Consider the following 21,848-nt stretch of genomic DNA (forward strand, 5'->3'; position numbering starts at 1 on the left):
AAGGGGTTCGGACGATTGTAGCACAGTGCATAGAGGCCGTCTGAACGCTTTTCAGACGGCTTTTGACCTGGCTTAAAGCTGCAACGGCAGCAAAAGGCCGGCGGCTTCGAAACAGCGGGAATTTTGCCTTTGCGGCATTGGGGCGGGCTGCCGTTTCGGCCGCCGGATTTGCTGCGGTGTTTTACGGGATTTGATGCTCAAGCACAAAATGTGCGCCGCTGTCTTGAGCGAGCAGGGCGGTGAGTGCGGGCAGGGTTTGCTGCAACTGTTGCGCCAGCAGATAGGGCGGGTTGATAACGAATATGCCGCTGCCGTGCATGCCGAAGCCGTCTGCACGCGGCGTTTTCACATAGAGCTCGGCCTGCAAATGGTTTTCGGGCGAGAGTTTGCCCAGCTGCTGAGGCAGCCGGCGGCTTTCTTCGCGGCTCAGGCAGGGATACCAAACCAGATAACACCCTGATGCAAAACGTTTCAGCGATTCTTTCAGCGTGTTAACCACCCGGGTGTAGTCCTGTTTTTCTTCATAGGGCGGGTCGATTAACACCACGGCGCGGCGGGCAGGGGGCGGCAGCAGGGAAACCAGCCCCTGATAGCCGTCTGCCTGCAAGGTCAGGCCGCGCCTGCCCAAGCGGGCTTGCATATTGTGCTGCAAATGCTGGAAATCGGCCGGGTGCAGCTCAAACAGGCGCAGTTTGTCGGCGGGGCGGGTGAGCGAAAGAGCCAGCCACGGCGAGCCGCAATAAAGGCCGGGCTGCGGCAGCATGCTGTTCAGACGGCCTGCAAATGCCTGCAACAGGGCGGGCAGGTTTTGCGCCTGCCGCAGCCGCCCTATGCCCTGTTGGTGTTCGCCCACTTTCTGCGCTTCGCTGCCGCCCAAGTCATACAGACCCGCGCCGCTGTGGGTATCGATATACCAATAAGGTTTGTTTTTACGGTTGAAGTATTCGAGCACGAGAAAGAGCGTGAAATGCTTGAGCATATCGGCATGGTTGCCGGCATGAAAGGCGTGGCGGTAGCTGAGCATGGAGAGGCCGTCTGAAAAAGTGGGAAAGCGCGATTTTAAATGAAGCGGCCGCCATATGGTGAATCCGGTTTATTTTCGGTATCAGGCAGCAGGCCGCGGAAAATGCGGATAACACGAAACCGATTCTGCTGCCGCCCGGCTGGCAAAACTGTTTTTCGAGCGGGCGCGCGGCAATGCTCCGGTGGAAAACGGGCGGATTCACTATGGTGGGTTAAATAACTTGGATATGGCTGATCCGCTCCAACAATTATAGAAAGCGGGGGAGTCGCAGGCGCAAATATAGAGCCTCGGTTTGGTTGCCGTTTCAGCGGCCGGCAAACCATATGCTGAAAGCCAAAGTGCGGCGGTGCGGCAACGGGATTAAATCTATCGCCAAGAAACAGGCGAGGCAGGCCGGTGCCGTGTGTTTGAGTAGGCGCAGGGGCAAATCTGCGGTAAGATACGCAGGATTTTTGATTCAGTTTTTTCAGACGGCCGGGTGTTTCGTTTCAAGGCCGTCTGAAACCGTTTAACCCATTGCAGAAACCACCATGAAAACCGCAGAACTCCGCCGCAAATTCTTGAATTTTTTTGAAAGCAAAGGCCATCAGATTGTGGCCTCTTCTTCGCTGGTGCCGCACGACGACCCGACGCTGCTGTTTACCAACGCCGGCATGAACCAATTTAAAGATGTGTTTCTCGGCTTCGACAAACGCCCCTACAGCCGCGCCGCCACCGCGCAGAAATGCGTGCGCGCCGGCGGCAAACACAACGATTTGGAAAATGTCGGTTACACCGCCCGCCACCACACCTTTTTTGAAATGATGGGCAATTTTTCGTTTGGCGACTATTTCAAGCGCGATGCCATTCATTTTGCCTGGGAATTCCTCACCTCGAGCGAATGGCTCAACCTGCCGCAAGAAAAGCTGCTGGCCACCGTGTATGCCGAAGACGATGAAGCCTACAATATCTGGCTCAACGAAATCGGCCTGCCGCCTGAAAAAATCATCCGCATCGGCGACAACAAAGGCAGCCGCTATGCCAGCGATAATTTCTGGCAGATGGGCGACACCGGCCCCTGCGGCCCCTGCTCCGAAATTTTCTACGACCACGGCAGCCATATCCGGGGCGGTCCGCCGGGAAGCCCCGAAGAAGACGGCGACCGCTTTATCGAAATCTGGAACTGCGTGTTTATGCAGTTTAACCGCGATGCCCAAGGCAATATGAACCCGCTGCCCAAACCCAGCGTGGACACCGGCATGGGCCTGGAGCGCATGGCCGCCGTGATGCAGCATGTAAACAGCAATTACGAAACCGATTTGTTTGAAAACCTGCTCAAAGCCGCCGCGCGCGAAACCGGCGCGCCTTTCAGCATGGAAGAACCCAGCCTGAAAGTGATTGCCGACCATATCCGTGCCTGTTCGTTTCTGATTGCAGACGGTGTGATGCCGGGCAACGAAGGCCGCGGTTATGTGTTGCGCCGCATCATCCGCCGTGCCGTGCGCCACGGCTACAAGCTAGGCCAAAAGCAGCCCTTCTTCTACAAACTGGTGCCCGATTTGGTGAGAGAAATGGGTGCAGCCTACCCCGAATTGAAAGAAAAGCAAACCCGGATTATGGAAGTGCTGCAGGGCGAAGAAACGCGCTTCGGACAAACGCTCGAAACCGGTATGGGGCTGTTTAACCAGGTTTGGCGCGGTATGCAGTTTCTCAAACTCGAAAGCCTGCTGCCGTTCGAGGGCGCGGGGGAGCCGCTGAAGCTGAAAACCGCAGAGGGCATTGAGTTTACCGCTGCCTCCCGCCAAAACGCCGGCCAAAAAACGATAGTGCTGCGCAGGCAGGACGCAGGCCGTCTGAACGAAAGCCAGAGCTTCGGCTTGGCGCAAGTGCTCGAAAAAAACGAAGTCCAGCCCGAAAACCGCCCGTTTGCCGAAGCCTTGGAACGCTATGTCAATGAAAACATTGCCAACAGCAAGATGATTCTCGCCGGCGAACACGTGTTCAAACTCTACGACACCTATGGTTTCCCCTACGACCTCACCGCCGATATGGCGCGCGAGCTGGGCATCGAGTTGGACGAAGCAGGCTTCAACCGCGAAATGGAAGCCCAACGCGCCCGCGCCCGCGCCGCGCAAACTTTCAAGGCCGGCACACAGCTTGCCTACAGCGGTGGAGACACCGAATTCACAGGCTACACCCAATGCAAAACCGAAGCCAGGATTCTCGCGCTTTATCAAGACGGCAGGGCGGTAAACGAACTGGGTGAAGGCGAAAGCGGCACCGTGGTGCTCGACCAAACGCCTTTTTATGCCGAAAGCGGCGGCCAAGTGGGCGATACGGGCTTGATTTCAGGGCTTTCAGACGGCCAAAGCTTCCGAGTGGACGATACCCAGAAAATCAAAGCCGCCGTAACCGGCCATTTCGGTACCGTGGTGTCAGGCCGTCTGAAAACGGGCGACAGCGTAACCGCCGAAATCGACAACGCCCTGCGTGAACGCATCACCCGCAACCACAGCGTTACCCACCTGATGCACCAGGCCTTGCGCGATGTGCTCGGCAGCCATGTCGAACAGAAGGGCTCGCTGCAAAATGCAGAATCCACCCGTTTCGACATTTCCCACCCGCAAGGCATCAGCGCAGAAGAAATTGCCGAAGTGGAGCGCAGGGTCAATCATGCCATCATGCAGAACGTGCCGGTGGAAGTAAAAACCATGAGCATGGAAGACGCGCAGAAAACCGGCGCCATCATGCTGTTTGGCGAAAAATACGGCGATTTCGTGCGCGTGGTGGAGATGGGGAAATATTCGACCGAACTGTGCGGCGGCACACATGTGGCGCGCACCGGCGACATCGGCTTTTTCAAAATCACCGGCGAAAGCGGCATTGCCGCCGGTATCCGCCGCATCGAAGCCATCACGGGTTTGAGCGCGCTGCAATGGGCGCAGAACCAGGAGCAGCTGCTTCGCGGCATCATCGCCGAAGTGAAAGCGCAAACCGAAAAAGACGTATTGGCCAAAATCCAAGCCCATGCCGCACACGGCAAAGCATTGGAAAAAGAATTGCTCAAAGCCAAAGCCGAACTGGCCGTTTATGCCGGCGCCAAGCTGCTGGATTCCGCCCGCGATTTGGGCGCGGCCAAACTGGTGGCCGCCCAAATCGATGCCGAAGCTGCCGCACTGCGCGACATTGCCGCCGATTTGGCCGGCAGATCCGACAAGGCGGTGGTGCTGCTTGCCGCCGCAAACAGCGGCAAAGTATCGCTTTGCGCAGCCGTTTCCAAACCGCTGACCGAAAAAATCAAAGCCGGAGAGCTGGTGAATTTTGTTGCCGCGCAAACCGGCGGCAAAGGCGGCGGCCGCCCCGATTTGGCGCAGGCCGGCGGCAGCGAGCCCGACAAACTGCCTGCGGCTCTGGAGAGTGTGGAAAACTGGGTGCGCGGCAGGCTGGCTTGATCGGAATCAATCCAAAAAGCTGCTCCGGCCGTCTGAAACAGCCGGTACGGTATGGCGAACCCACGCTGCACGGCGCGCAATACTGGGCATGGCGGTACGGCGGGGCAGGGCGGCATCGGTTTGCGCCGTGTCTGCCTGCAAACTGCGCCAAACTGATGCTGCAACGCACCTGCAATATCGTGCCGGCAGGGCTTGCCAAGCAGACGGGCAAAGAGTATTTTCATATTTTCCACAATCAACCCTCAACCACCCGAAAGTATCCATCATGGCAAGAGAAGTCCCCGCCGTATTCGGCAGCGTTTTCCATAAAGATATGCCGGTATTGGCCTTTGAAAACGGCGCTTGGCAGAGCGTGCGCTGGCAGCCTGCCGATAATCTGCAGCTGCACCCGGGCGCGCACTGCCTGCATTACGGCAGCGAGTGTTTCGAGGGGCTGAAGGCTTTCCGCCAGCAAAACGGCGGTGTCGTGCTGTTCCGCCCTGATGCGAATATCGCCCGTATGCAGCAAAGTGCCAAACTGTTGGGGCTGCCCGTGCCGCAAACCGGGGCTTTTCTCGATGCTTTGATCGAGCTGGTGGCGCGTGCTGCAGACGAAATCCCCGATGCGCCGGCTTCGCTGTATCTGCGCCCGACCTTAATCGGCACCGATCCGGTGATCGGCAAGGCGGCGGTCGGTTCGGATAACGCCGTTCTGTATATTTTGGCTTCTCCGGTTGGGGATTATTTCAAAGCCGGTTCGCCGATGAAGATTTTGGTGGAAACGCAGCATATGCGCTGCGCCCCGCATATGGGCCGTGTGAAATGCGGCGGCAACTATGCTTCGGCCTTGCCCTGGGTGGCCAAAGCGCGCAAAGAATACGGCGTACATCAAGTTTTGTTTTGCCCGAACGGCGACGTGCAGGAAACCGCGGCGGCGAATTTTGCCCTGATTAAAGGCGGTGAAATCGTTACAAAGCCGCTGACCGATGAATTTTTACACGGTGTAACCCGTGATTCGGTATTGAAAGTGGCGCGCGATATGGGCTATCGGATCAGCGAACGCAATTTCACTGTGGAAGAGCTGCACGAAGCTGTGGAAAACGGTGCCGAGGCCATTTTAACCGGCACGGCGGCAGTGGTTTCACCGGTTACTTCTTTTGTGATAGACGGCAAAGAAATCACTGTGGCCGGCCAAGAGCGCGGCACGGCCATCCGCAAAGCCGTTACCGATATCCAATACGGCGCGGCCGAAGACCGTTACGGCTGGTTGGTTAAAGTGGCATAAGGCTTGCGCTTCAAAAGGCCGTCTGAAAAATACCGAACTTTCAGACGGCCTTTTAGTCTGTGCAACAGGTTTCAGGCCGTCTGAAACCGTTTAGCAACGACACAACACAATGCAATGAATACTATCCAAATTCCCTGGGGGCAGATTCTGCTCTATCTGCACACCGCCGCAGCACTGGCCTGCATGGTGCGGGTGCTTTACAAACAGCGCAATACCGGCACGGCCTTTGCATGGCTGATTATTCTGTTTTTGTTTCCGCTTTTCGGCGTGGTTGCCTACCTGATGCTGGGCGAGCCGCGCCTGGGGCTGGCGCGTGCCAAGCGGACGGCTGAAATGAACCGCTTTTACAGCGAGTTTGCCGAGCGGTATCTGGCCGATATCGACCTGGATGTTACCAACGCAATCCGCCCGCGTTACCGGGGTATTGCCAAAGTGGCGGCGGATACCACCGGCTTGGGCGCAACCCGCAACAATGCCATGACGCTGCTGTCGACCACTGACGAAATTGTCGATACCATGCTGGCCGATATCCGCGCCGCCGAACAATCGTGCCTGTTGGCGTTTTACATTATTGACCCCCAGGGCCGGATTGAAATGCTGCTTGATGCCGTAATCGAAGCGGCCCGGCGCGGAGTAGATTGCGCGGTGCTGGCCGATGCGGTGGGCAGCCGCAGGTTTCTCAACGGCGTCTGGGCAAAAAAACTGCGCACCGCCGGTGTCGAAGTACACGCCGCGCTCCCGGTGGGCCCCTTGCGCACGCTGTTTACCCGCAGTGATTTGCGCAACCACCGCAAAATTTTGATTATAGATAAAAAAATCGGCTACACCGGCAGCTATAACTTGGTTGATCCGCGCTTTTTCAAGCAAAATTCGGGCGTAGGGGAATGGGTAGACGTGATGATGCGTTGCACAGGGCCGATGGTGCTGGAAATGACGGCGGTGTTTTATGCCGATTTAGCGGTGGAAAATGACGAAAATCTGGTCGGCGTACAGCAATATTTGGACACTTATAGCGAAATCATTCCCGCCATGCTGCCCGATAAAATGCGCGCGGGCAATATTGCCGCCCAAGTGATACCGTCTGCTCCCGACCAGGGAGAACGGGTGATTTACGAAACCATCATCAGTGCCATTTATTCGGCCACCCGGAAAATCGTGATTACCAGCCCGTATTTTGTACCTGATGATCCGCTTTTGATGGCGCTCACCACCGCAGCCAAGCGCGGGGTGGACGTTACCCTGATACTGCCGGCCAAAGTCGATTCGCTGATGGTGCGTTATGCCTCGCGTGCCTATTACCCCATGCTGTTGAAAGCGGGTGTGAATATCGCTCTGTTTGAAGGCGGGCTGCTGCACGCCAAGACCATGACCATCGATGAAGGCTACACACTCTTCGGCACGGTGAATATGGATATGCGCAGCTTCTTTCTGAATCTCGAAATCAGCCTGGCGGTTTACGACAAAACCATTACCGGACAAGTAATTGATTTGCAACAAACATACCTGAAAAACAGCCGTTATGTGAGCATGAAGGGATGGCAGCAGCGCGCAAGATGGTGGGGGCTGGTGGAAAACACCGTGCGCCTGATGAGCCCGCTGCTGTGATGCAGAAGTGTCGGCCCGGCCGTCTGAAAATATCCGGCGCGGTTTAAGCCGTGACCTATATTTTCAGACGGCCGGGCCATTGGTTTGCCGGCGCAACATGAATCTTTAACTTAATATAAATTAACCAATATTTACAAGAAAGCTTCACGCGAAGCCAACCGCACCACCGTGGCTTTTCAGACATTTGAGAAGCAGGCTTTTTTTTTGGGGGGGGAGGCAGGCTGCCGCAGGGCAGGGTGCCGGTTACACCCTGTTCTCATCGGCAGGCAAGATATTGTTTTGCAGCGGCAAACTGTTTTCAGAGAGGTTTCAAGCACAAACCGACAAACGGACACGTTAGCGGTGTGTGCGGCAGAGAGGGGGGTGCAGAACTGCATTACAGGCGGCTTGTCAAGACTGGTAGTGTTTTTTGAAATACTGTATATTGTGTTTCTCTTGATGCAATACTACCGTATCTTGTGTTTTTGCCCCATTTTAGGATAAGCCGATGAACGCACCAACCAACCTGAAAGTAACCAAGCGCGACGGGCGTTTGGAAGAGATTGATCTGTATAAAATCCACCGCGTGATCAACTGGGCGGCGGAAGGGTTGAACAATGTTTCCGTATCACAGGTGGAGCTGAAGTCGCATATCCAGTTTTACAACGGCATCCGCACAGACGACATTCACGAAACCATCATCAAGGCCGCCGCCGACCTGATTTCCCAGGATACCCCCGATTACCAGTATCTGGCCGCCCGGTTGGCGGTTTTCCACCTGCGCAAAATCGCCTACGGCCGATTCGAGCCGCCGCACCTTTATGATCATGTTGCCAAACTTGCCGAAGCGGGAAAATACGACCGCCATCTGCTGGCCGATTACAGCCGGAAAGAGTTTGACGAACTGAACGCCTATATCGACCACAACCGCGATATGGCTTTCTCTTACGGCGCGGTCAAACAGCTTGAAGGTAAATATTTGGTGCAAAACCGCGTTACCCGCCAAATCTACGAAACCCCGCAGTTTCTGTATGTATTGGTGGCAATGTGTCTGTTTGCCAAATATCCGAAAGCTACCCGCCTGGATTATGTGAAACGCTTTTATGATGCCGTTTCCACCTTCAAAATTTCCCTGCCCACGCCGATTATGAGCGGCGTGCGTACACCCACGCGCCAGTTTTCAAGCTGTGTGTTGATTGAGTGCGACGACAGCCTCGATTCCATCAATGCCACCACCAGCGCAATTGTGAAATACGTTTCCCAACGCGCCGGCATCGGCATCAATGCCGGCCGTATCCGCGGCTTGGGCAGCGAAATCCGCGGCGGCGAAGCGCAGCACACCGGCTGTATTCCGTTTTTCAAAATGTTTCAGGCGGCCGTTAAATCCTGCTCGCAAGGCGGCGTGCGCGGCGGTGCGGCCACCTTGTTCTACCCCTTGTGGCACATCGAAGTAGAAAGCCTGCTGGTGTTGAAAAACAACCGCGGTGTGGAAGACAACCGTGTGCGCCACCTCGATTACGGTGTGCAGATTAACCGCCTGCTCTACACCCGTCTGATTAAAGGTGGTGATATCGCCTTGTTTTCACCGCACGAAGTGCCCGGCCTCTATGATGCTTTTTTTGCCGATCAAGACGAATTCGAGCGGCTCTATATCCAATACGAGCAAGACCCCGCCGTCCGCAAGCGCGTGGTGCCCGCCACCGAGCTGTTTTCGCTGCTGATGCAGGAACGCGCCGGCACCGGCCGCGTTTATATCCAAAATGTCGACCACTGCAACACCCACAGCCCGTTCGACCCGAAAGCGGCACCGGTGCGCCAGTCTAACTTATGCCTGGAAATCGCGCTGCCGACCAAACCCTTAAACGACATCAACGATGAAAACGGCGAAATTGCCCTGTGTACCCTGTCGGCTTTCAATCTCGGCGCGTTGGAGAGTTTGGACGAGCTCGAAAATCTGGCCGATTTGGCCGTGCGCGCGCTCGATGCCCTGCTGGATTACCAAGATTATCCCGTTAAAGCTGCCCGCCACGCTACCATGAACCGCCGCACCCTCGGCATCGGCGTGATCAACTATGCCTACTATCTGGCCAAAAACGGCATGAAATACAGTGATGATTCCGCTATTGCCTTAACCCACCGCACCTTTGAAGCGGTTCAGTATTACCTGCTCAAAGCCTCGGTGAAACTTGCCCAAGAATCCGGTGCCTGCCCGGCGTTTAACGAAACCACCTATGCGCAAGGCAAGCTGCCCATCGACACCTATAAAAAAGATTTGGACAGCGTCTGCCAAGAGCCGCTGCACCTTGATTGGGAAGGCCTGCGCGCCGACATCGTCAAACACGGCCTGCGCAACTCCACCCTGACCGCACTGATGCCGTCTGAAACCAGCTCCCAAATCGCCAACGCCACCAACGGCATCGAGCCGCCGCGCGGGCTGGTTTCCGTCAAAGCCTCGAAAGACGGCATTTTGAAACAGGTGGTGCCGGAATTCGAGCGGCTGAAAAACCAATACGAACTGTTGTGGCAGATGCCCTCCAATGACGGCTATTTGAAACTGGTGGGCGTGATGCAGAAATTTGTCGATCAGGCCGTTTCTGCCAACACCGCCTACGATCCGCAACGCTTCGAAGGCGGCCGCGTGCCGATGAAACAGCTGCTGAAAGATTTGCTCACCGCCTACAAATTCGGTCTGAAAACCCTGTATTACCACAATACCCGGGACGGCGCAGACGATACGCAGACCGATTTGCAGGACGATGGCTGCGCAGGCGGGGCGTGTAAGATTTGATGTGTGTTAAGAAATCAACATTGCCGGCCTAATATTTTCAGACGGCCTTAAGGCCGTCTGAAAACCCGAAACAATCTTCTGTAAATTTAAAACCTTAAAGAGAGTTCTGCCATGTCTTGCGAACACTTGGTCATGCAATACAGCACCTTCAGCAAAGAAAAAAACAACGCCTTAACCGAGCCGATGTTTTTCGGCCAGCCGGTGAATGTGGCACGTTACGACCAACAGAAATACGAAATTTTTGAAAAACTGATTGAGAAACAATTGTCGTTTTTCTGGCGGCCGGAAGAAATCGATGTGTCGCGTGACCGCATCGATTACCAAAACCTGCCGGATCATGAAAAACACATCTTTATCAGCAATTTGAAATACCAAACCCTGCTCGATTCGATTCAGGGCAGAAGCCCCAATGTGGCAATGCTGCCGTTGGTGTCGATTCCCGAGTTGGAAACCTGGATTGAAACCTGGAGTTTTTCCGAGACCATCCACTCGCGCAGCTACACCCACATTATCCGCAATATCGTCAACGACCCCTCTATCGTGTTTGACGATATTGTCGATAACGCCTATATCATCGCCCGTGCCGAAGACATAGCCTGCTACTACGATGATTTGATTGAATATACCCAATATTACAACCTCTTAGGGGAGGGCGAACACAGGGTCAACGGCAAAACCGTGCGCGTGAGCCTGCGCGAGTTGAAGAAGAAGTTGTATTTATGTCTGATGTGTGTAAACGTGCTGGAGGCCATTCGGTTTTATGTATCGTTTGCCTGCTCGTTTGCCTTTGCCGAACGCGAGCTGATGGAGGGCAACGCCAAAATCATCAAACTGATTGCGCGCGATGAAGCCCTGCACCTTACCGGTACGCAACACATGATTAATCTGATGCGCAGCGGTGCCGATGATGCCGAGATGGCGGAAATCGCCGCCGAATTGGAGCAGGAATGTTTCGAGCTGTTTAAAAAAGCAGCCCTGCAAGAAAAAGAATGGGCCCAATACCTGTTTAAAGACGGCTCGATGATCGGCCTGAATAAAGAAATTCTCAGCCAATACGTTGATTATATTACCAACCTCCGTATGCAGGCGGTGGGTTTGAAGCCGGCATTTGAAAACGCTTCGCAAAACCCGATTCCGTGGATTAATGCGTGGCTGTCGTCTGACAATGTGCAGGTGGCGCCGCAGGAAGTGGAAATTTCGTCTTATCTGATCGGGCAAATCGATGCCGAAGTGAATGCCGAGGATTTGGGCGATTTCGAGCTTTAATATTTATTATGGCAAACAAGGCCGTCTGAAAATTGCGGATTGTGCCGCAGATGTTCAGACGGCTTGAAATTTTTGCCGGTTTCTTGATTGGCCGTCTGAAAACAATGCGGCAAACAGGCCGCACAAGCGGAATTTCTTTTATGGTTTTCATCACCACGCGCGATAAGGTTTTCGAGCTTCGGCAGGAGGAAACCCTGTTGGAAGGGCTGGAGCGCACCGGCCATGAAATCGAATATCAATGCCGCAGCGGCTATTGCGGCTCATGCCGTATGAAAATCGTATCGGGCAGGGTGGAGTATGATAACTTTCCGCTGGCGTTTATTGCGCCGGGTGAAATTTTGCCGTGCTGTTGCCGTGTTACCGAGGCGGTGGAAGTAGATTGCGGTATGCGTGTGCAGGAGCCGGATTTGTTTGACGTGGATTTGTTTGAAGAATAGCTGCAAGCCGGTATCTCAATATTGTTTTTATAAAAATTATGGGGCTGTACTAGATAACTAGGGAAATTTAACTTCAGGTTAGAATAATCCCTATGAGAAAAAGTCGTTTAAGTCAGTACAAGCAAAACAAACTGATTGAACTATTTGTTGCAGGTGTTACCGCCCGCACAGCGGCGCAATTAGTTAGCGTCAATAAAAATACCGCTGCCTATTACTTCCACCGTTTGCGCTTACTTATCTATCACAACAGCCCGCATCTGGAAATGCTTGATGGTGAAGTAGAAGTTGATGAAAGCTATTTTGGCGGACAACGCAAAGGCAAACGTGGTCGCGGTGCGGCTGGCAAAGTGGCTGTATTCGGGCTTTTGAAGCGTAATGGTAAGGTTTACACCGTTGCCGTACCCAATACACAAACTGCGACTTTATTGCCAATTATCCGCGAGCAAGTGAAGCCTGATAGCATTGTTTATACCGATTGTTACAAAAGTTATGACGTTCTTGATGTGAGCGAATTTTCACATTTTCGGATCAATCACAGCACACATTTTGCTGAGCGACAAAATCACATTAACGGAATTGAGAACTTTTGGAACCAAGCAAAACGCCATTTACGCAAGTTTAACGGCATTCCCAAAGAGCATTTTGAACTGTATTTGAAAGAGTGTGAATGGCGTTTTAACAACAGTGAGATAAAATTTCAAATTTCTATTTTAAAACAATTAGTAAAGCAGGATTTGTTCTAGTTATCTAGGACAGCCCCAAAATTATTTTATTGTGGCGGATTAAAGTTGAAGCGGATAGCGTATTACCCATTTTGCCGTGTTGAGCCCTGCTGTACTGCATCGGTTGAAATGCAATCCGCTCCGTTATTGCTGGCATACCAAACAATCCACGGCTGAAGCTTTTGCCCAATCCAAAAAACATCACAAGAAGTTTATTTGCCGTTATTCCCGCCTGTGCAGGAATCTAAACGCTTGGCATTCCACAGCCGTTGGCTTAATCCATACTTCAATATTTTCATCTGTATTCCCGTTTGGGCATAACGGTATTTCTGCCTTTCAGACAGCATGAAGATATTTTTCAAAGACTTCCGGCTGGCTTGTTGGAAATATGCGGCCGGCCGAATTCTGAACAGAGAGGGGAGGGGCTGTCGACAACTGCCCCGCGTTTCATTTCATTCATGCCGCCGGCCACGCGCTTTCAGACGGCCGTGGTTGATGCACTCCGTTCGGTAAACCGAAGTAAAAAAGCTGCCGTTTTAAACGGGGATGGCGTAATTTTATGTTAATCAGACGGTAGCCGGTGATTTTAAGTGCTTATAATACGGCACGTTTTGATGCATTTCCCGATATGGCGAATCCGCTTGAAAACAATCACCGTGCCGGCAGGCGATCTCAAAGCCTCCAAAGGCATGGCAGAGCTGGCAGCCATGTTCAAGCAGAAAAACATCACCTTCGCGCAAACCGAATTCGCCGCCAACGTCCCGCAAGCCGAACAGAACGCTGCCGTTGATGCCCTGCTGAAACAAGGCAATCCGCACAACTTCATCATCTTTACCAAAGGCACCACCCTTCCGGCCGGCGCGGATGCCAACAGCAAAGCTGGCGAGCATATGTATTCGTTCGACTACTCCTACCTGCTCGAATCCGCACGCGACTGGCTGTTTCAGCAGGTGAAAAAATAACAGCGGAAACGTTGGTATAGATAAAGCAAGACAGTGTATCGAAGCATCAACGCTGCTTGTATCCAATTGGCAACAAACCAAACCGTGCCCTGCTTTTGCAGGGTATTTTTGTATTCGGCATTGTTTATCGCGCCGGATCGGCAGGCTGTGTGCCCAATGGTTGCTTTGATGTGGTGTTTGACTGGTTCTGCAGCCCCTTGCTTTTTGATACAGGAGATGCAATGAGTGGGTTTTGCAGACATCTTGGTTCGGGTGACTTCGGCGCTACTGTTCTTAAACGGAGCAAAACCGATAAACCAGATGCAGAACCGACAGTATAAAGCGGCGCGAACTTTGGCACCTTTTCGGGGCATCTTTGACACCAAGCCAACCGCAACTATCAGTCAGAACTTTGGCACCATACCAGCGAGGCACGTTAATCAAACTTAAAAATCATATTATCCTCATACCCCACCTTTTTGGCTATCTCGGTTATCAATTTAACTGAAGTTACCCCATCAAACACCGTCCATTCGATGGGCCGGTATTGCTCTAAAAAATCCAGATAATCCATAAGCTCGCTGCGTGTGCTGCTGAAGAACACGAAAGGCGGGCGTACCAAGCGCATAAGCTGAAGAAACCGAACCATGCCGAAGTAGTGCTTGTTGGCATACATGCCCTGCATGGTCGATACATACGGCGGGTCGAGTACCAGCAGAGTTCGCGGCTTGTCGATATACTGCGGCACCAGGGTTTGAAACGGTTGGGAAACAATCTCTAGTCCCCTTAAGTAATCTTGCGCATCGGGATAATCGCTGCGGCGGATGCCGTTATACATATGCTTGTCGAAAAACTCGGCCATGGTGCCGGCCTGATTGCTGCTGAGCAGCAGCCACGAACGCAGGCAGTTTAGGTCTTTGTAGCCGTTGAAATTCCGAATAGCGGCGACAACCCGGGACTGGGTCGGTTTGTCCAAATGTTTATCGCGGGGATAATCGGCCAATACGGCGGCGAGTGTCTGCCGCAGGCGGTTGGTGTCGGGGATATGGCGCAAACGTTCGGTGTAGCCGTCAAAGTCGTTATAGACAACGCGGGCGGCGGGTTTGGTGTGTTTGGCAACATGCGCCGGCAGGACGCTGCCGCCGAATGCGTCCACGATAGTCCAGCCCGCACCGTCGGCGGGGGATAGGGTTCAAGGCCGTCTGAAAGGCTTTGACAAAGTTGCGTTTCTGCCCGACAAAGGGCAAGAGGGCTTTGGTGTAATGGGTCATAGACAGCAGGCGCTCGCGGCGCTCTGCCTTATCGGTCAATCAGAATGTGGTGATGAGTTTTTCAGCGATCCAACATGCGATTTGCGGCACAACGGCGTTTCCGGCAGCCCGAGCTTCTGCAAAGTCGGCCGCATCCAGTCCTTTGCAAAGCCCATTATCTGCAACCGTTCGCCCCCGCTCAACCATCGCACCCCGTCCGTCGGCAACAGTGCAGATGTTGCTACCCGAGATGTCGATATTCGTCCCGCCGGGGAAGCCTGCAAGTAAAGTTGGGTGTGCGTCCGCCCAGGGGCTATCTGCTGCCGCCTTGCCGGCCGGTCGGTCAGCTGGTCCGGCGTCAGCCATAAACTCAATGGGGGGCATTTCTCCCAATCCGGCACCAGGAATACGCGGCGGCGTTTCGTGGGGACTCCGAAATAGCGAGCATCGAGCACGCGCCGGTATCCCAAATACCCGCATTGGGCAAGGGACTGGACAACTGTTTGAAAGTCTTGGCCACTGTTGCTATTGAGCAGCCCCGTGACGTTTTCAAGCACCAGCCGGCGGGGCTTGAGGGCGGAAACGATGCGCATTGCGTCGAAAAACAGGCCCGTGCGCTCTCCGGCAAGGCCCGCGCCTTTTTCCTGCGGTGGATACGTCTTGGCAGGGAAATCCGCCGATGATGACGTCAGTGCGCCACAACTCGGGCAGGCAGGTACGGACATCGGTGAATTGTTTGGCGTGCGGGAATCGGTCGGCGAGCACGGCGCGTGGCACGTCGGCAATCTCGACCTGCCAGTCGGTTGTGAATCCTGCCTGCTCGAATCTGAGATCGAAGCCGCCGATGCCGGCAAACAGGCTGCCGACGGTGGGTTTTGACGGTGCTTTTGCATCCATATTTTCCTTTCGTACGGCATTCGGCGATGCTCTAGTCTGAAAATACGGCGCTCTGAGCACTCTGTGAAATAATCAGTTAAATGTGTTGATGGTTTTGCAATGGCGGCATTTGATTTCTACTTGGCCGCAACCTTTTGCCAACAATTTATGGCAGATTTTGCAACGTAATTCGCGGTATTCCATATCGCATTTACTCCGTTTGTTATAAACTGCCCCGCTTTATCACACAGCGGAGCCTAACCTGGATGTTATGCATGGAAACCATCGCAAAAGTACACCGGCTTTTTCACCGGCAAAAACTCTCCCAACGTGAAATCGCCAAACAACTGAATCTCTCCCGCAATACAGTAGCCAAATATCTGCAGCACCCCACCGTAGCCCCCCGTCTACCGTAGAGAGCAAACGCCCGAACAAGTTCAGGACTTGCGCGAACTACCGTAGTCCCCCCGTCTACCGCAGAGAACAAACCTATTACCCCAAACTCGGCCCTTTTCTCGAAGTGTTGGCACGACAGCTGCACCAAGAAGCCCAACTGCCCAAACAGCAACACCTTTTCGCACGCCGGCATTTCGAACGCCTCAAAGATGCCGGTTATGCCGGACAGTACAGTGCCGTTGCCGTATTTATCCGCAAATTCCGCCAACAGCACCAACCCAAACCGACTCAAGTCTTTATGGCTCAGGCTTTTGCCCCGGGTGATGCTTGTCAGTTTGACTGGAGTATCGAAACCGTTTGTTTGGCCGGACAGACCGTCAAGGTGAATATCGCCCATTTCCGCTTATGCCACAGCAGGGCTTTTTTCGTTTGTGCTTATCCCAATCAGAAAGCCGATATGTTGATGGATGCACACAACCGCGCATTCGCTTTCTTCGGCGGCGTACCTGCCCGCGGTATCTACGACAATATGAAGACCGCCGTTACCCGCATCGGCAAAGGCAAGGAGAGAGAATTTAACGCGCAGTTTTTACAGATGATGACCCATTTTCTCATTGAACCGGTTGCCTGCACCCCTGCTTCCGGCTGGGAAAAAGGCCAGGTCGAGCGGCAGATACGCCACCTGCGCGAAAGATTGTTTAAACCGACTTTGGCTTTTGATTCCTTTACCTCTCTCAACGACTACCTGCAACAGCAATGCCTGCGGCTGATGAGGCAGCACAAACATCCCGAATATAGGCAGCCGGTTAACGACATATGGGAAAGGGAGAAGCATTCGTTGGCTGCTTTCCGTCCCTATCCGGCAGAACGTTTGGAGATACTCAAAGTCAGCAACCAATCTTTGGTTACCGTCGAACGCCACCGTTACAGCGTACCGGTCAGATGGGCGGGCAATACGGTTAGGGTTTATATCGGCGCACAGACCGTCCGCTTTTGTAGCGATACCGACTGCATTGCCGAACATCCGCGCAGCTTTGTGAAAGACGGCACCAGCTATAACCCTTGGCACTTTTTGCCCTATCTGCAAAAGAAACCCGGCGCGTTAAGAGACGGCAGGGCTTTCACCGGCTGGGTACTACCACCCGTCATAGAGCGTCTGAAAGCCTGTTTGCTTAAGCAGCCCAAAGGAGACCGAGTGATGGTCAAACTGCTGAACCTGATGGCCGAATACGATGCCGACTTGGCATTGACTGCAGCGGAATTGGCATTGGATGAAGGTATGCCGACTCCGGAGGCGGTCTTGAACATCATCAACCGTCTGAAAGAACCGCCGCCACCCCGTTTCCATATTAGGGACATCCCGCTTACCGTCCCGCCGTCAGTTGATTGCAGCCGTTATGACCGCTTACTGAGTCTGTCGGGCAAACAAACGGATACGATGAAGGAGAAGCATCATGCAGCATGAACGTCTGGTCGGATTGCTGAAAGAATTGAAACTCGGTGCGATGGCAGAGCAATGGGATGAAATCGTAATGGACGGCATCCGCCGCAAACGGGGTACGCCGGATATTCCGGAGCCGTTTTGGCTGCCGAACATATAGCCAAAACCGCAAGAAGCACCCAAAACCGGATCAGCCGGGCAAGGTTTGCGCAACAGCGCAGCTTGGCCGACTTCGATTTTGAGCAGAGTTTGATACACCGTCCGGCCTTGGAACTGCTTTTGGGCGGGGACTATATCAGACAGAAGCGTAATGTGGTGTTGGTAGGCGGACCGGGTACGGGCAAAACGCATATTGCCACAGCACTGGGTATCGAAGCGGCGACACAAGGATTCAGGGTACGTTTTTGGAATGTACCGGACTTGGTCAACAAATTGGAAGCAGACAAAGACGAAGGCCGTCTGAAACTAACCGAACAGCAATGTCGGTACGATTTGTTGATTCTTGATGAGTTGGGGTATCTGCCGTTTAGTCAGAAAGGCGGTTCGTTGCTGTTTCATCTGATGAGCCAACTGCATGAAAGGACGAGTGTTGTCATGACGACCAATTTGGCTTTTAGTGAATGGGTGAAGCTGTTTATGGATAAAAAGATGACGGGTGCTTTACTGGACCGCCTGACTTATTGCTGCGATATTTTTGAGACGGGCAATGATTCTTACCGGATGAAACACCGCTCATAGGGTGGCTCAATTTTAGACCACAACTGTGGCTCAGTTTTGGAATGGAATTGACAGTCAATGCTTTTCTGACTGGCGCAACGCTTGCTTGCTAGGGTATTCGTTGCGTCGCCGCCTCTCAAATCAAATTTTAAATCCCTCCTTTCTTTTCAGACGGCCTTGTCGATACTGTAGCATACAAGGATTCAGGGCTGTGTCTGCACGGCCGCGGGTAGTCCAACGCGCGGGCGCACCATTCGCTGCAAAACCAGCTGCCCGGGCCTTGTTTGATAAACGGCAACACAAAGGCCAACACGCCGAAAAAGTCGTATCGGCAGCCATCTGTTATGCGGTAAAACCGTGCTGCCTTTTCGGCCGCCTCCGGCGGCAGCTCGATTAAATCCCATCGCTCCGGTGGCAATGCCATTACTTTTTTGCGCACGCCGCCGTCGCGGGCAGAACTGGAATAGCAAGAAAAAACCCCTGCGCGCTGGTTATCCTGTACCGCAATCTCGCAATGGCTGTACCGGCTTTTGGTAGCCCGCCGCACGGCGGCATCGGCTATGCGTTTGATTATGTCGCGCGGGCGCTTGATGTCTGCTTTGCCCTTGTAAAGGGCAAGATAAGCCTTAGCCATTCAGATGGCCTCCGGCGCAGTAAACGCAATCACAATCTTATCCAGCGCGGCGGTCGTCTTGGCCGCCTCAATCTTGGCTTGCAGCGCCTGCCGCTGCCCGGCGATGCTGGCGGTGAGTGCCTCATAGGCCAGCGTTTTGCGCAGCGCGGCGGCCCTAAGCTGCTCAACCGGCACGCCGCGTGCGGCGGCGATGCCGTCTAAAACGGGCGTGGGCGCGGCGTTGTCTGCCGCCCATACTTTGACCTCAACAGCCTGCAGCGGCCACGTCTGCACCTCAAACGCGGGCAGCTTGTCGGTTTCGGCGGCCGCGTCGATATAGTCTTGGGCGGCGGCGTTGAGCTGTTGCAGCTTGGCGGATTTGGCTGCCCTGAGTTGCTGCGCGGCCGCATCATCCGGCAACACCCACTTGCCGTTGTGTAATTGGTGCAGGTGGCCGGGCGGCGGGGTGTCGCTAAACCATACCGTCTCACCGTTTGACCAGGCAAACGGGCGGGCATCGTCAAAATCCGCTTCCAGGCAATATTGGTCGCCCGAAAGGGCGGGGGCTTCATGGGCGGCCATTTCGCAATGGCCGTATGTGTTGAAAATCAGATACATAACAAAATCCTTAAACAGTAACCCAAGTATTATTGCGGCGCACGCGCACTGTCCCGGTCAGTTTGTCGATAATTGTCGAGCCGTTTTTGGCCGTCGGCGAGTAACCGATCCACGGGATACGGGCGTTGTAGTAGGCGTCGCCCTTGCCCGGTATAACGGGGGTTGCACCGCTGCTTAAGCCGTTGTCATAGTCAAAATCAAAGTACAGGTTATCGTAGGTAATGGCGTCTGCGGTGCGGATTGCCGCCATGCCGCCGCGCATGTTGACCCCCGTGAAAACCACGTTTTTCACGGTGCCCGCGCCGGTTGCTTCGGGCGCGGCATTGGTGTCAAAAAATACCACCGGGGCGTTTTGGTTGTGGCTGTTTTGGTAGCTGCCGCCCTGCACAAACAGGCCGTCGAGCAGGCCGTCCCAGCCGGGGAACCGGTCATAAACGGCAGACACGACGCGGATGCCCTGCCGCTGGAAATCGCTCATCACGTTGCCGTTAAGCGAGATGTTGGTTACCGATTCCAGCGACACCGCATCCCAGCACGAGTATTGCGCGTTGCGCTTTTTGCCGAGCGTGCAGCCGGTCATGGTAACGCCGTCTACAACCGAAAACATGTAGCCCGCAAAATTGCCGATGCCGCCGCCGGTCATGTTGACGTCTTCGACGTGGCAGGCGGTGAGTTTAAAGTTTTTGTGGCGGTGGCGGGCCACGCTGGTAGCGCCAAGCACCTTAAAGCCGCAGCCGCCGCTCGACGTGCCGCCGTGGTTGCCCGACATCTTGGACACGCAGGCCACAAACGACACGTCGCGGATACCGAGCTGGCCGCCGAAGCGGTAGCCGTGCTCCGCTGCGTCCTCAATCAACCAATTTGCAAAAGTCAAATCATGAGTGGTGTAGTCGCCGCCAATGCTCTCAACCAGCAGGCCGTTTTGGCCGGGTGCACCCTCCGCGTTGGGCGATTTTTCGGACAGGTGGGCGCGGTTAAAATCGTAGTTGCCCACGTCGCGCAGATAAACTCCGGTGCGGTAACACTTAATTTTTATATTATCGACGCGCCCGCCCTCAACCCCGAACAGCATCAGGGCTGCGTCGTAGTTGGTAATATCCGCGGCGCCGATTTTGATATTTTTAAGCGGGATACCGATCGACGACTGCAAGTGCACACCGTAGTTTGACCCCTTGGCATCTGATTTAAGCTCGATTTTTCCGATCTCAACGTTGCTGCCCAACACACGCACGCCGCGATCTGCCGCGCTGCCGGGCGAGTTGACCGCCAGCACATCGACAGACACATCGCTGTTGATGTTGATACACGGTTGTTCGGATGCGGCCAGTTTTTTAAACACTGCTCCGGCCGCGGAAAGCTGCGAAAACTGCGGGATACTGATTTGGCTGATGCCGTAGTTTTTGCCGGCCGTGAAACCAAGCGGCTTGCGCTCGCCCGCGCATACGTTTAAGGCCGTCTGAACCTTTTGAGTTTCGTCGCTGCCGTCGCCCAAAATGCCAAAATCAGCCGCCGACACGGTTTCAGACTGCCTTTTCCAGCGCATTCCGTCGGCGGCCACAATCACCGTGCCGCCGTTGTCGGCGGTGGTTTTGTCGGCTTTGTCGGCCACAAACAGGCCGCCGCCGATACCCGGTGCGGTATCATAGTATCCGTTGACATTAACATAACCCGAACCGCTGTATTGGCGCAACGCATCAATGCTGGATACTTGCGAGGCAGATTCGGCCAAGGTTTTGATGGCACTCAAAACCTGGCTATGATCCGCCTTATCCGGCTCAATTCCGGCGGCTTTTAAAATGCTAAACAACTCGCCCTGCAACTGATTGAGCCACCATGCCGGCACGGGAGTGCCCGGCACGCGGCGGGTGCCGTCAACAAACTGATTATCGGGGGTTTGGATTAAATCCATCTTATAGCTCCTCGGCGTATTCAAAACGGCAATAAGTCCATGCCGGCTTAAGCTCCTCAAACATCGTCTCGATGATGGGGTCTGTGTAAACGGTTAGTCGGTCGCCGGCGCGGGCTTCGCCGGCGCGGAAAATGTAGGCTGTGGCGTTGCCGTCGGCGATGTCGACGCACCAGCGCCATTGGCTCTCCTCATCGTTGAGGTTGTCGCCCGCGCAGCTTGTGCCCGCCCGAAAACAATCCTCCTCAGTGATGTGGATGTCGTAGCCCGCACCCTTTGCCAAACTTAAAAAATAAGGGATGCTCAAACCGCCGGTGGCGTTGATTTTTGCGATTACGGCGCTGATGCGGTAAGGCTCGGGTTTATCGGAGTTGTCGATGCCGAGTACGCGCTCCCAGTTGTCGATCAGCTCGCCGGCGTATTCGGGGGTAACGGCGTTTTCCGCGGCGGCGGCATGGTCGGCGGCGGCATCAAGCGCATTGCCGTCGATGGTTGCCTGATTGCGCTGGCCGTCGGCATTACGGGCATAAGATACAGGCGGCAGCAGGGCAAGCAGCGTGTTTTTGTAGCCCAT

The 21,848-nt window shown here is 54.3% G+C and carries 21 protein-coding genes and 1 pseudogene; 12 read left to right on the plus strand and 10 right to left on the minus strand.

Features of this window, described 5'->3' with window-relative positions:
- Positions 1 to 181: 181 nt before the first annotated feature.
- Positions 182 to 1,024 (minus strand): 23S rRNA (adenine(2030)-N(6))-methyltransferase RlmJ, encoded by an 843-nt coding sequence (locus H7A79_RS01720; protein WP_187000871.1) that lies wholly within the window; start codon positions 1,022 to 1,024, stop codon positions 182 to 184.
- 530 nt (positions 1,025 to 1,554) lie between these two features.
- Here H7A79_RS01720 and alaS point away from each other — a divergent pair.
- Positions 1,555 to 4,455: an alanine--tRNA ligase gene (gene alaS / locus H7A79_RS01725; protein WP_187000872.1), complete on the plus strand. Its 2,901-nt coding sequence runs from the start codon at positions 1,555 to 1,557 to the stop codon at positions 4,453 to 4,455.
- Positions 4,456 to 4,461: 6 nt separating this feature from the next.
- Here the strand turns inward: alaS and H7A79_RS01730 are convergent, their stop codons facing one another.
- Positions 4,462 to 4,596, minus strand: a complete 135-nt coding sequence (locus tag H7A79_RS01730; RefSeq protein ID WP_281384954.1) for a hypothetical protein — start codon at positions 4,594 to 4,596, stop codon at positions 4,462 to 4,464.
- A 124-nt stretch (positions 4,597 to 4,720) separates the two neighbouring features.
- Between H7A79_RS01730 and ilvE the strand changes: the two genes are divergently transcribed.
- The 8 genes from ilvE to H7A79_RS01770 all read left to right on the plus strand — a co-directional run bounded on the left by ilvE (position 4,721) and on the right by H7A79_RS01770 (position 13,798).
- Positions 4,721 to 5,719: a branched-chain-amino-acid transaminase gene (ilvE, locus tag H7A79_RS01735; protein WP_135036196.1), complete on the plus strand. Its 999-nt coding sequence runs from the start codon at positions 4,721 to 4,723 to the stop codon at positions 5,717 to 5,719.
- A gap of 114 nt (positions 5,720 to 5,833) precedes the next feature.
- Positions 5,834 to 7,324: a cardiolipin synthase gene (cls, locus tag H7A79_RS01740; protein ID WP_187000873.1), complete on the plus strand. Its 1,491-nt coding sequence runs from the start codon at positions 5,834 to 5,836 to the stop codon at positions 7,322 to 7,324.
- Between the two features lie 487 nt (positions 7,325 to 7,811).
- Complete coding sequence (gene nrdA, locus H7A79_RS01745) at positions 7,812 to 10,091, plus strand: class 1a ribonucleoside-diphosphate reductase subunit alpha (RefSeq protein WP_135036147.1); 2,280 nt, start codon at positions 7,812 to 7,814, stop codon at positions 10,089 to 10,091.
- Positions 10,092 to 10,223: 132 nt separating this feature from the next.
- A complete protein-coding gene (gene nrdB / locus H7A79_RS01750; protein WP_135036194.1) occupies positions 10,224 to 11,357 on the plus strand; it encodes a class Ia ribonucleoside-diphosphate reductase subunit beta in 1,134 nt (377 codons plus the stop codon).
- Positions 11,358 to 11,497: 140 nt separating this feature from the next.
- On the plus strand, positions 11,498 to 11,794 hold the full coding sequence (gene yfaE / locus H7A79_RS01755; protein WP_135036144.1) for a class I ribonucleotide reductase maintenance protein YfaE: 297 nt from the start codon (positions 11,498 to 11,500) through the stop codon (positions 11,792 to 11,794).
- Positions 11,795 to 11,886: 92 nt separating this feature from the next.
- Positions 11,887 to 12,537 (plus strand): IS1595 family transposase, encoded by a 651-nt coding sequence (locus H7A79_RS01760; protein WP_186999880.1) that lies wholly within the window; start codon positions 11,887 to 11,889, stop codon positions 12,535 to 12,537.
- Between the two features lie 620 nt (positions 12,538 to 13,157).
- Positions 13,158 to 13,478 carry a hypothetical protein gene (locus H7A79_RS01765; RefSeq protein ID WP_187000874.1) on the plus strand — a complete coding sequence of 107 codons (321 nt, stop codon included), beginning with the start codon at positions 13,158 to 13,160 and terminating at the stop codon, positions 13,476 to 13,478.
- 56 nt (positions 13,479 to 13,534) lie between these two features.
- Positions 13,535 to 13,798: a hypothetical protein gene (locus tag H7A79_RS01770; protein ID WP_135037661.1), complete on the plus strand. Its 264-nt coding sequence runs from the start codon at positions 13,535 to 13,537 to the stop codon at positions 13,796 to 13,798.
- Positions 13,799 to 13,893: 95 nt separating this feature from the next.
- Here H7A79_RS01770 and H7A79_RS01775 read toward each other — a convergent pair whose 3' ends face one another.
- From H7A79_RS01775 to H7A79_RS01790, 4 genes are all read right to left on the minus strand, one after another.
- Positions 13,894 to 14,613 carry a DNA adenine methylase gene (locus tag H7A79_RS01775; protein ID WP_246408020.1) on the minus strand — a complete coding sequence of 240 codons (720 nt, stop codon included), beginning with the start codon at positions 14,611 to 14,613 and terminating at the stop codon, positions 13,894 to 13,896.
- Positions 14,614 to 14,763: 150 nt separating this feature from the next.
- Positions 14,764 to 15,300 carry a DNA cytosine methyltransferase gene (locus tag H7A79_RS01780; RefSeq protein WP_246408022.1) on the minus strand — a complete coding sequence of 179 codons (537 nt, stop codon included), beginning with the start codon at positions 15,298 to 15,300 and terminating at the stop codon, positions 14,764 to 14,766.
- Positions 15,257 to 15,604: a DNA cytosine methyltransferase gene (locus tag H7A79_RS01785; protein ID WP_246408024.1), complete on the minus strand. Its 348-nt coding sequence runs from the start codon at positions 15,602 to 15,604 to the stop codon at positions 15,257 to 15,259. The genes H7A79_RS01780 and H7A79_RS01785 overlap by 44 nt, the downstream gene beginning before the upstream one ends.
- 72 nt (positions 15,605 to 15,676) lie before the next feature.
- Positions 15,677 to 15,787, minus strand: coding sequence for a Com family DNA-binding transcriptional regulator (locus H7A79_RS01790; protein ID WP_187000875.1), 111 nt, complete (start codon positions 15,785 to 15,787; stop codon positions 15,677 to 15,679).
- A gap of 62 nt (positions 15,788 to 15,849) precedes the next feature.
- On the opposite strand from H7A79_RS01790, the pseudogene istA reads away from it, so the two are divergent.
- The 3 genes and pseudogenes from istA (at position 15,850) to istB (ending at position 18,158) form a co-directional block, all read left to right on the plus strand.
- Positions 15,850 to 17,444 (plus strand): annotated as a pseudogene (gene istA / locus H7A79_RS01795) (IS21 family transposase).
- Complete coding sequence (locus H7A79_RS01800; RefSeq protein WP_246407916.1) at positions 17,434 to 17,580, plus strand: hypothetical protein; 147 nt, start codon at positions 17,434 to 17,436, stop codon at positions 17,578 to 17,580. Before istA ends, H7A79_RS01800 begins: the two are co-directional and overlap by 11 nt.
- Positions 17,562 to 18,158 (plus strand): IS21-like element helper ATPase IstB, encoded by a 597-nt coding sequence (istB, locus tag H7A79_RS01805; protein ID WP_246407914.1) that lies wholly within the window; start codon positions 17,562 to 17,564, stop codon positions 18,156 to 18,158. The genes H7A79_RS01800 and istB overlap by 19 nt, the downstream gene beginning before the upstream one ends.
- Positions 18,159 to 18,285: 127 nt before the next feature.
- On the opposite strand, the gene H7A79_RS01810 is transcribed toward istB, so the two are convergent.
- From H7A79_RS01810 to H7A79_RS01825, 4 genes are read right to left on the minus strand one after another with little or no spacing between them, the layout of a single operon-like run.
- Entirely contained in the window at positions 18,286 to 18,771 is a 486-nt protein-coding gene (locus H7A79_RS01810; protein ID WP_187000356.1) for a hypothetical protein, read from the minus strand.
- Positions 18,772 to 19,368, minus strand: a complete 597-nt coding sequence (locus H7A79_RS01815; RefSeq protein WP_187000876.1) for an HI_1402-related protein — start codon at positions 19,366 to 19,368, stop codon at positions 18,772 to 18,774.
- A gap of 10 nt (positions 19,369 to 19,378) precedes the next feature.
- Positions 19,379 to 21,277: a putative phage tail protein gene (locus H7A79_RS01820; RefSeq protein ID WP_246408026.1), complete on the minus strand. Its 1,899-nt coding sequence runs from the start codon at positions 21,275 to 21,277 to the stop codon at positions 19,379 to 19,381.
- Position 21,278: 1 nt separating this feature from the next.
- Positions 21,279 to 21,848, minus strand: a complete 570-nt coding sequence (locus tag H7A79_RS01825; RefSeq protein WP_187000877.1) for a YmfQ family protein — start codon at positions 21,846 to 21,848, stop codon at positions 21,279 to 21,281.

The sequence above is a fragment of the Neisseria musculi genome (genome assembly GCF_014297595.2).
Classification (GTDB): Bacteria; Pseudomonadota; Gammaproteobacteria; order Burkholderiales; family Neisseriaceae; genus Neisseria; species Neisseria musculi.

Coding starts and splice junctions, on each gene's coding strand:
- H7A79_RS01810 (WP_187000356.1), bottom strand. CDS start 18,771: ATGGCTAAGGCTTATCTTGCCCTTTACAAGGGCAAAGCAGACATCAAG.
- yfaE (WP_135036144.1), top strand. CDS start 11,498: ATGGTTTTCATCACCACGCGCGATAAGGTTTTCGAGCTTCGGCAGGAG.
- ilvE (WP_135036196.1), top strand. CDS start 4,721: ATGGCAAGAGAAGTCCCCGCCGTATTCGGCAGCGTTTTCCATAAAGAT.
- cls (WP_187000873.1), top strand. CDS start 5,834: ATGAATACTATCCAAATTCCCTGGGGGCAGATTCTGCTCTATCTGCAC.
- H7A79_RS01800 (WP_246407916.1), top strand. CDS start 17,434: ATGCAGCATGAACGTCTGGTCGGATTGCTGAAAGAATTGAAACTCGGT.
- H7A79_RS01815 (WP_187000876.1), bottom strand. CDS start 19,368: ATGTATCTGATTTTCAACACATACGGCCATTGCGAAATGGCCGCCCAT.
- H7A79_RS01780 (WP_246408022.1), bottom strand. CDS start 15,300: ATGCGCATCGTTTCCGCCCTCAAGCCCCGCCGGCTGGTGCTTGAAAAC.
- H7A79_RS01720 (WP_187000871.1), bottom strand. CDS start 1,024: ATGCTCAGCTACCGCCACGCCTTTCATGCCGGCAACCATGCCGATATG.
- H7A79_RS01820 (WP_246408026.1), bottom strand. CDS start 21,277: ATGGATTTAATCCAAACCCCCGATAATCAGTTTGTTGACGGCACCCGC.
- H7A79_RS01825 (WP_187000877.1), bottom strand. CDS start 21,848: ATGGGCTACAAAAACACGCTGCTTGCCCTGCTGCCGCCTGTATCTTAT.
- H7A79_RS01760 (WP_186999880.1), top strand. CDS start 11,887: ATGAGAAAAAGTCGTTTAAGTCAGTACAAGCAAAACAAACTGATTGAA.
- alaS (WP_187000872.1), top strand. CDS start 1,555: ATGAAAACCGCAGAACTCCGCCGCAAATTCTTGAATTTTTTTGAAAGC.
- H7A79_RS01790 (WP_187000875.1), bottom strand. CDS start 15,787: ATGGAATACCGCGAATTACGTTGCAAAATCTGCCATAAATTGTTGGCA.
- nrdB (WP_135036194.1), top strand. CDS start 10,224: ATGCAATACAGCACCTTCAGCAAAGAAAAAAACAACGCCTTAACCGAG.
- H7A79_RS01785 (WP_246408024.1), bottom strand. CDS start 15,604: ATGGATGCAAAAGCACCGTCAAAACCCACCGTCGGCAGCCTGTTTGCC.
- nrdA (WP_135036147.1), top strand. CDS start 7,812: ATGAACGCACCAACCAACCTGAAAGTAACCAAGCGCGACGGGCGTTTG.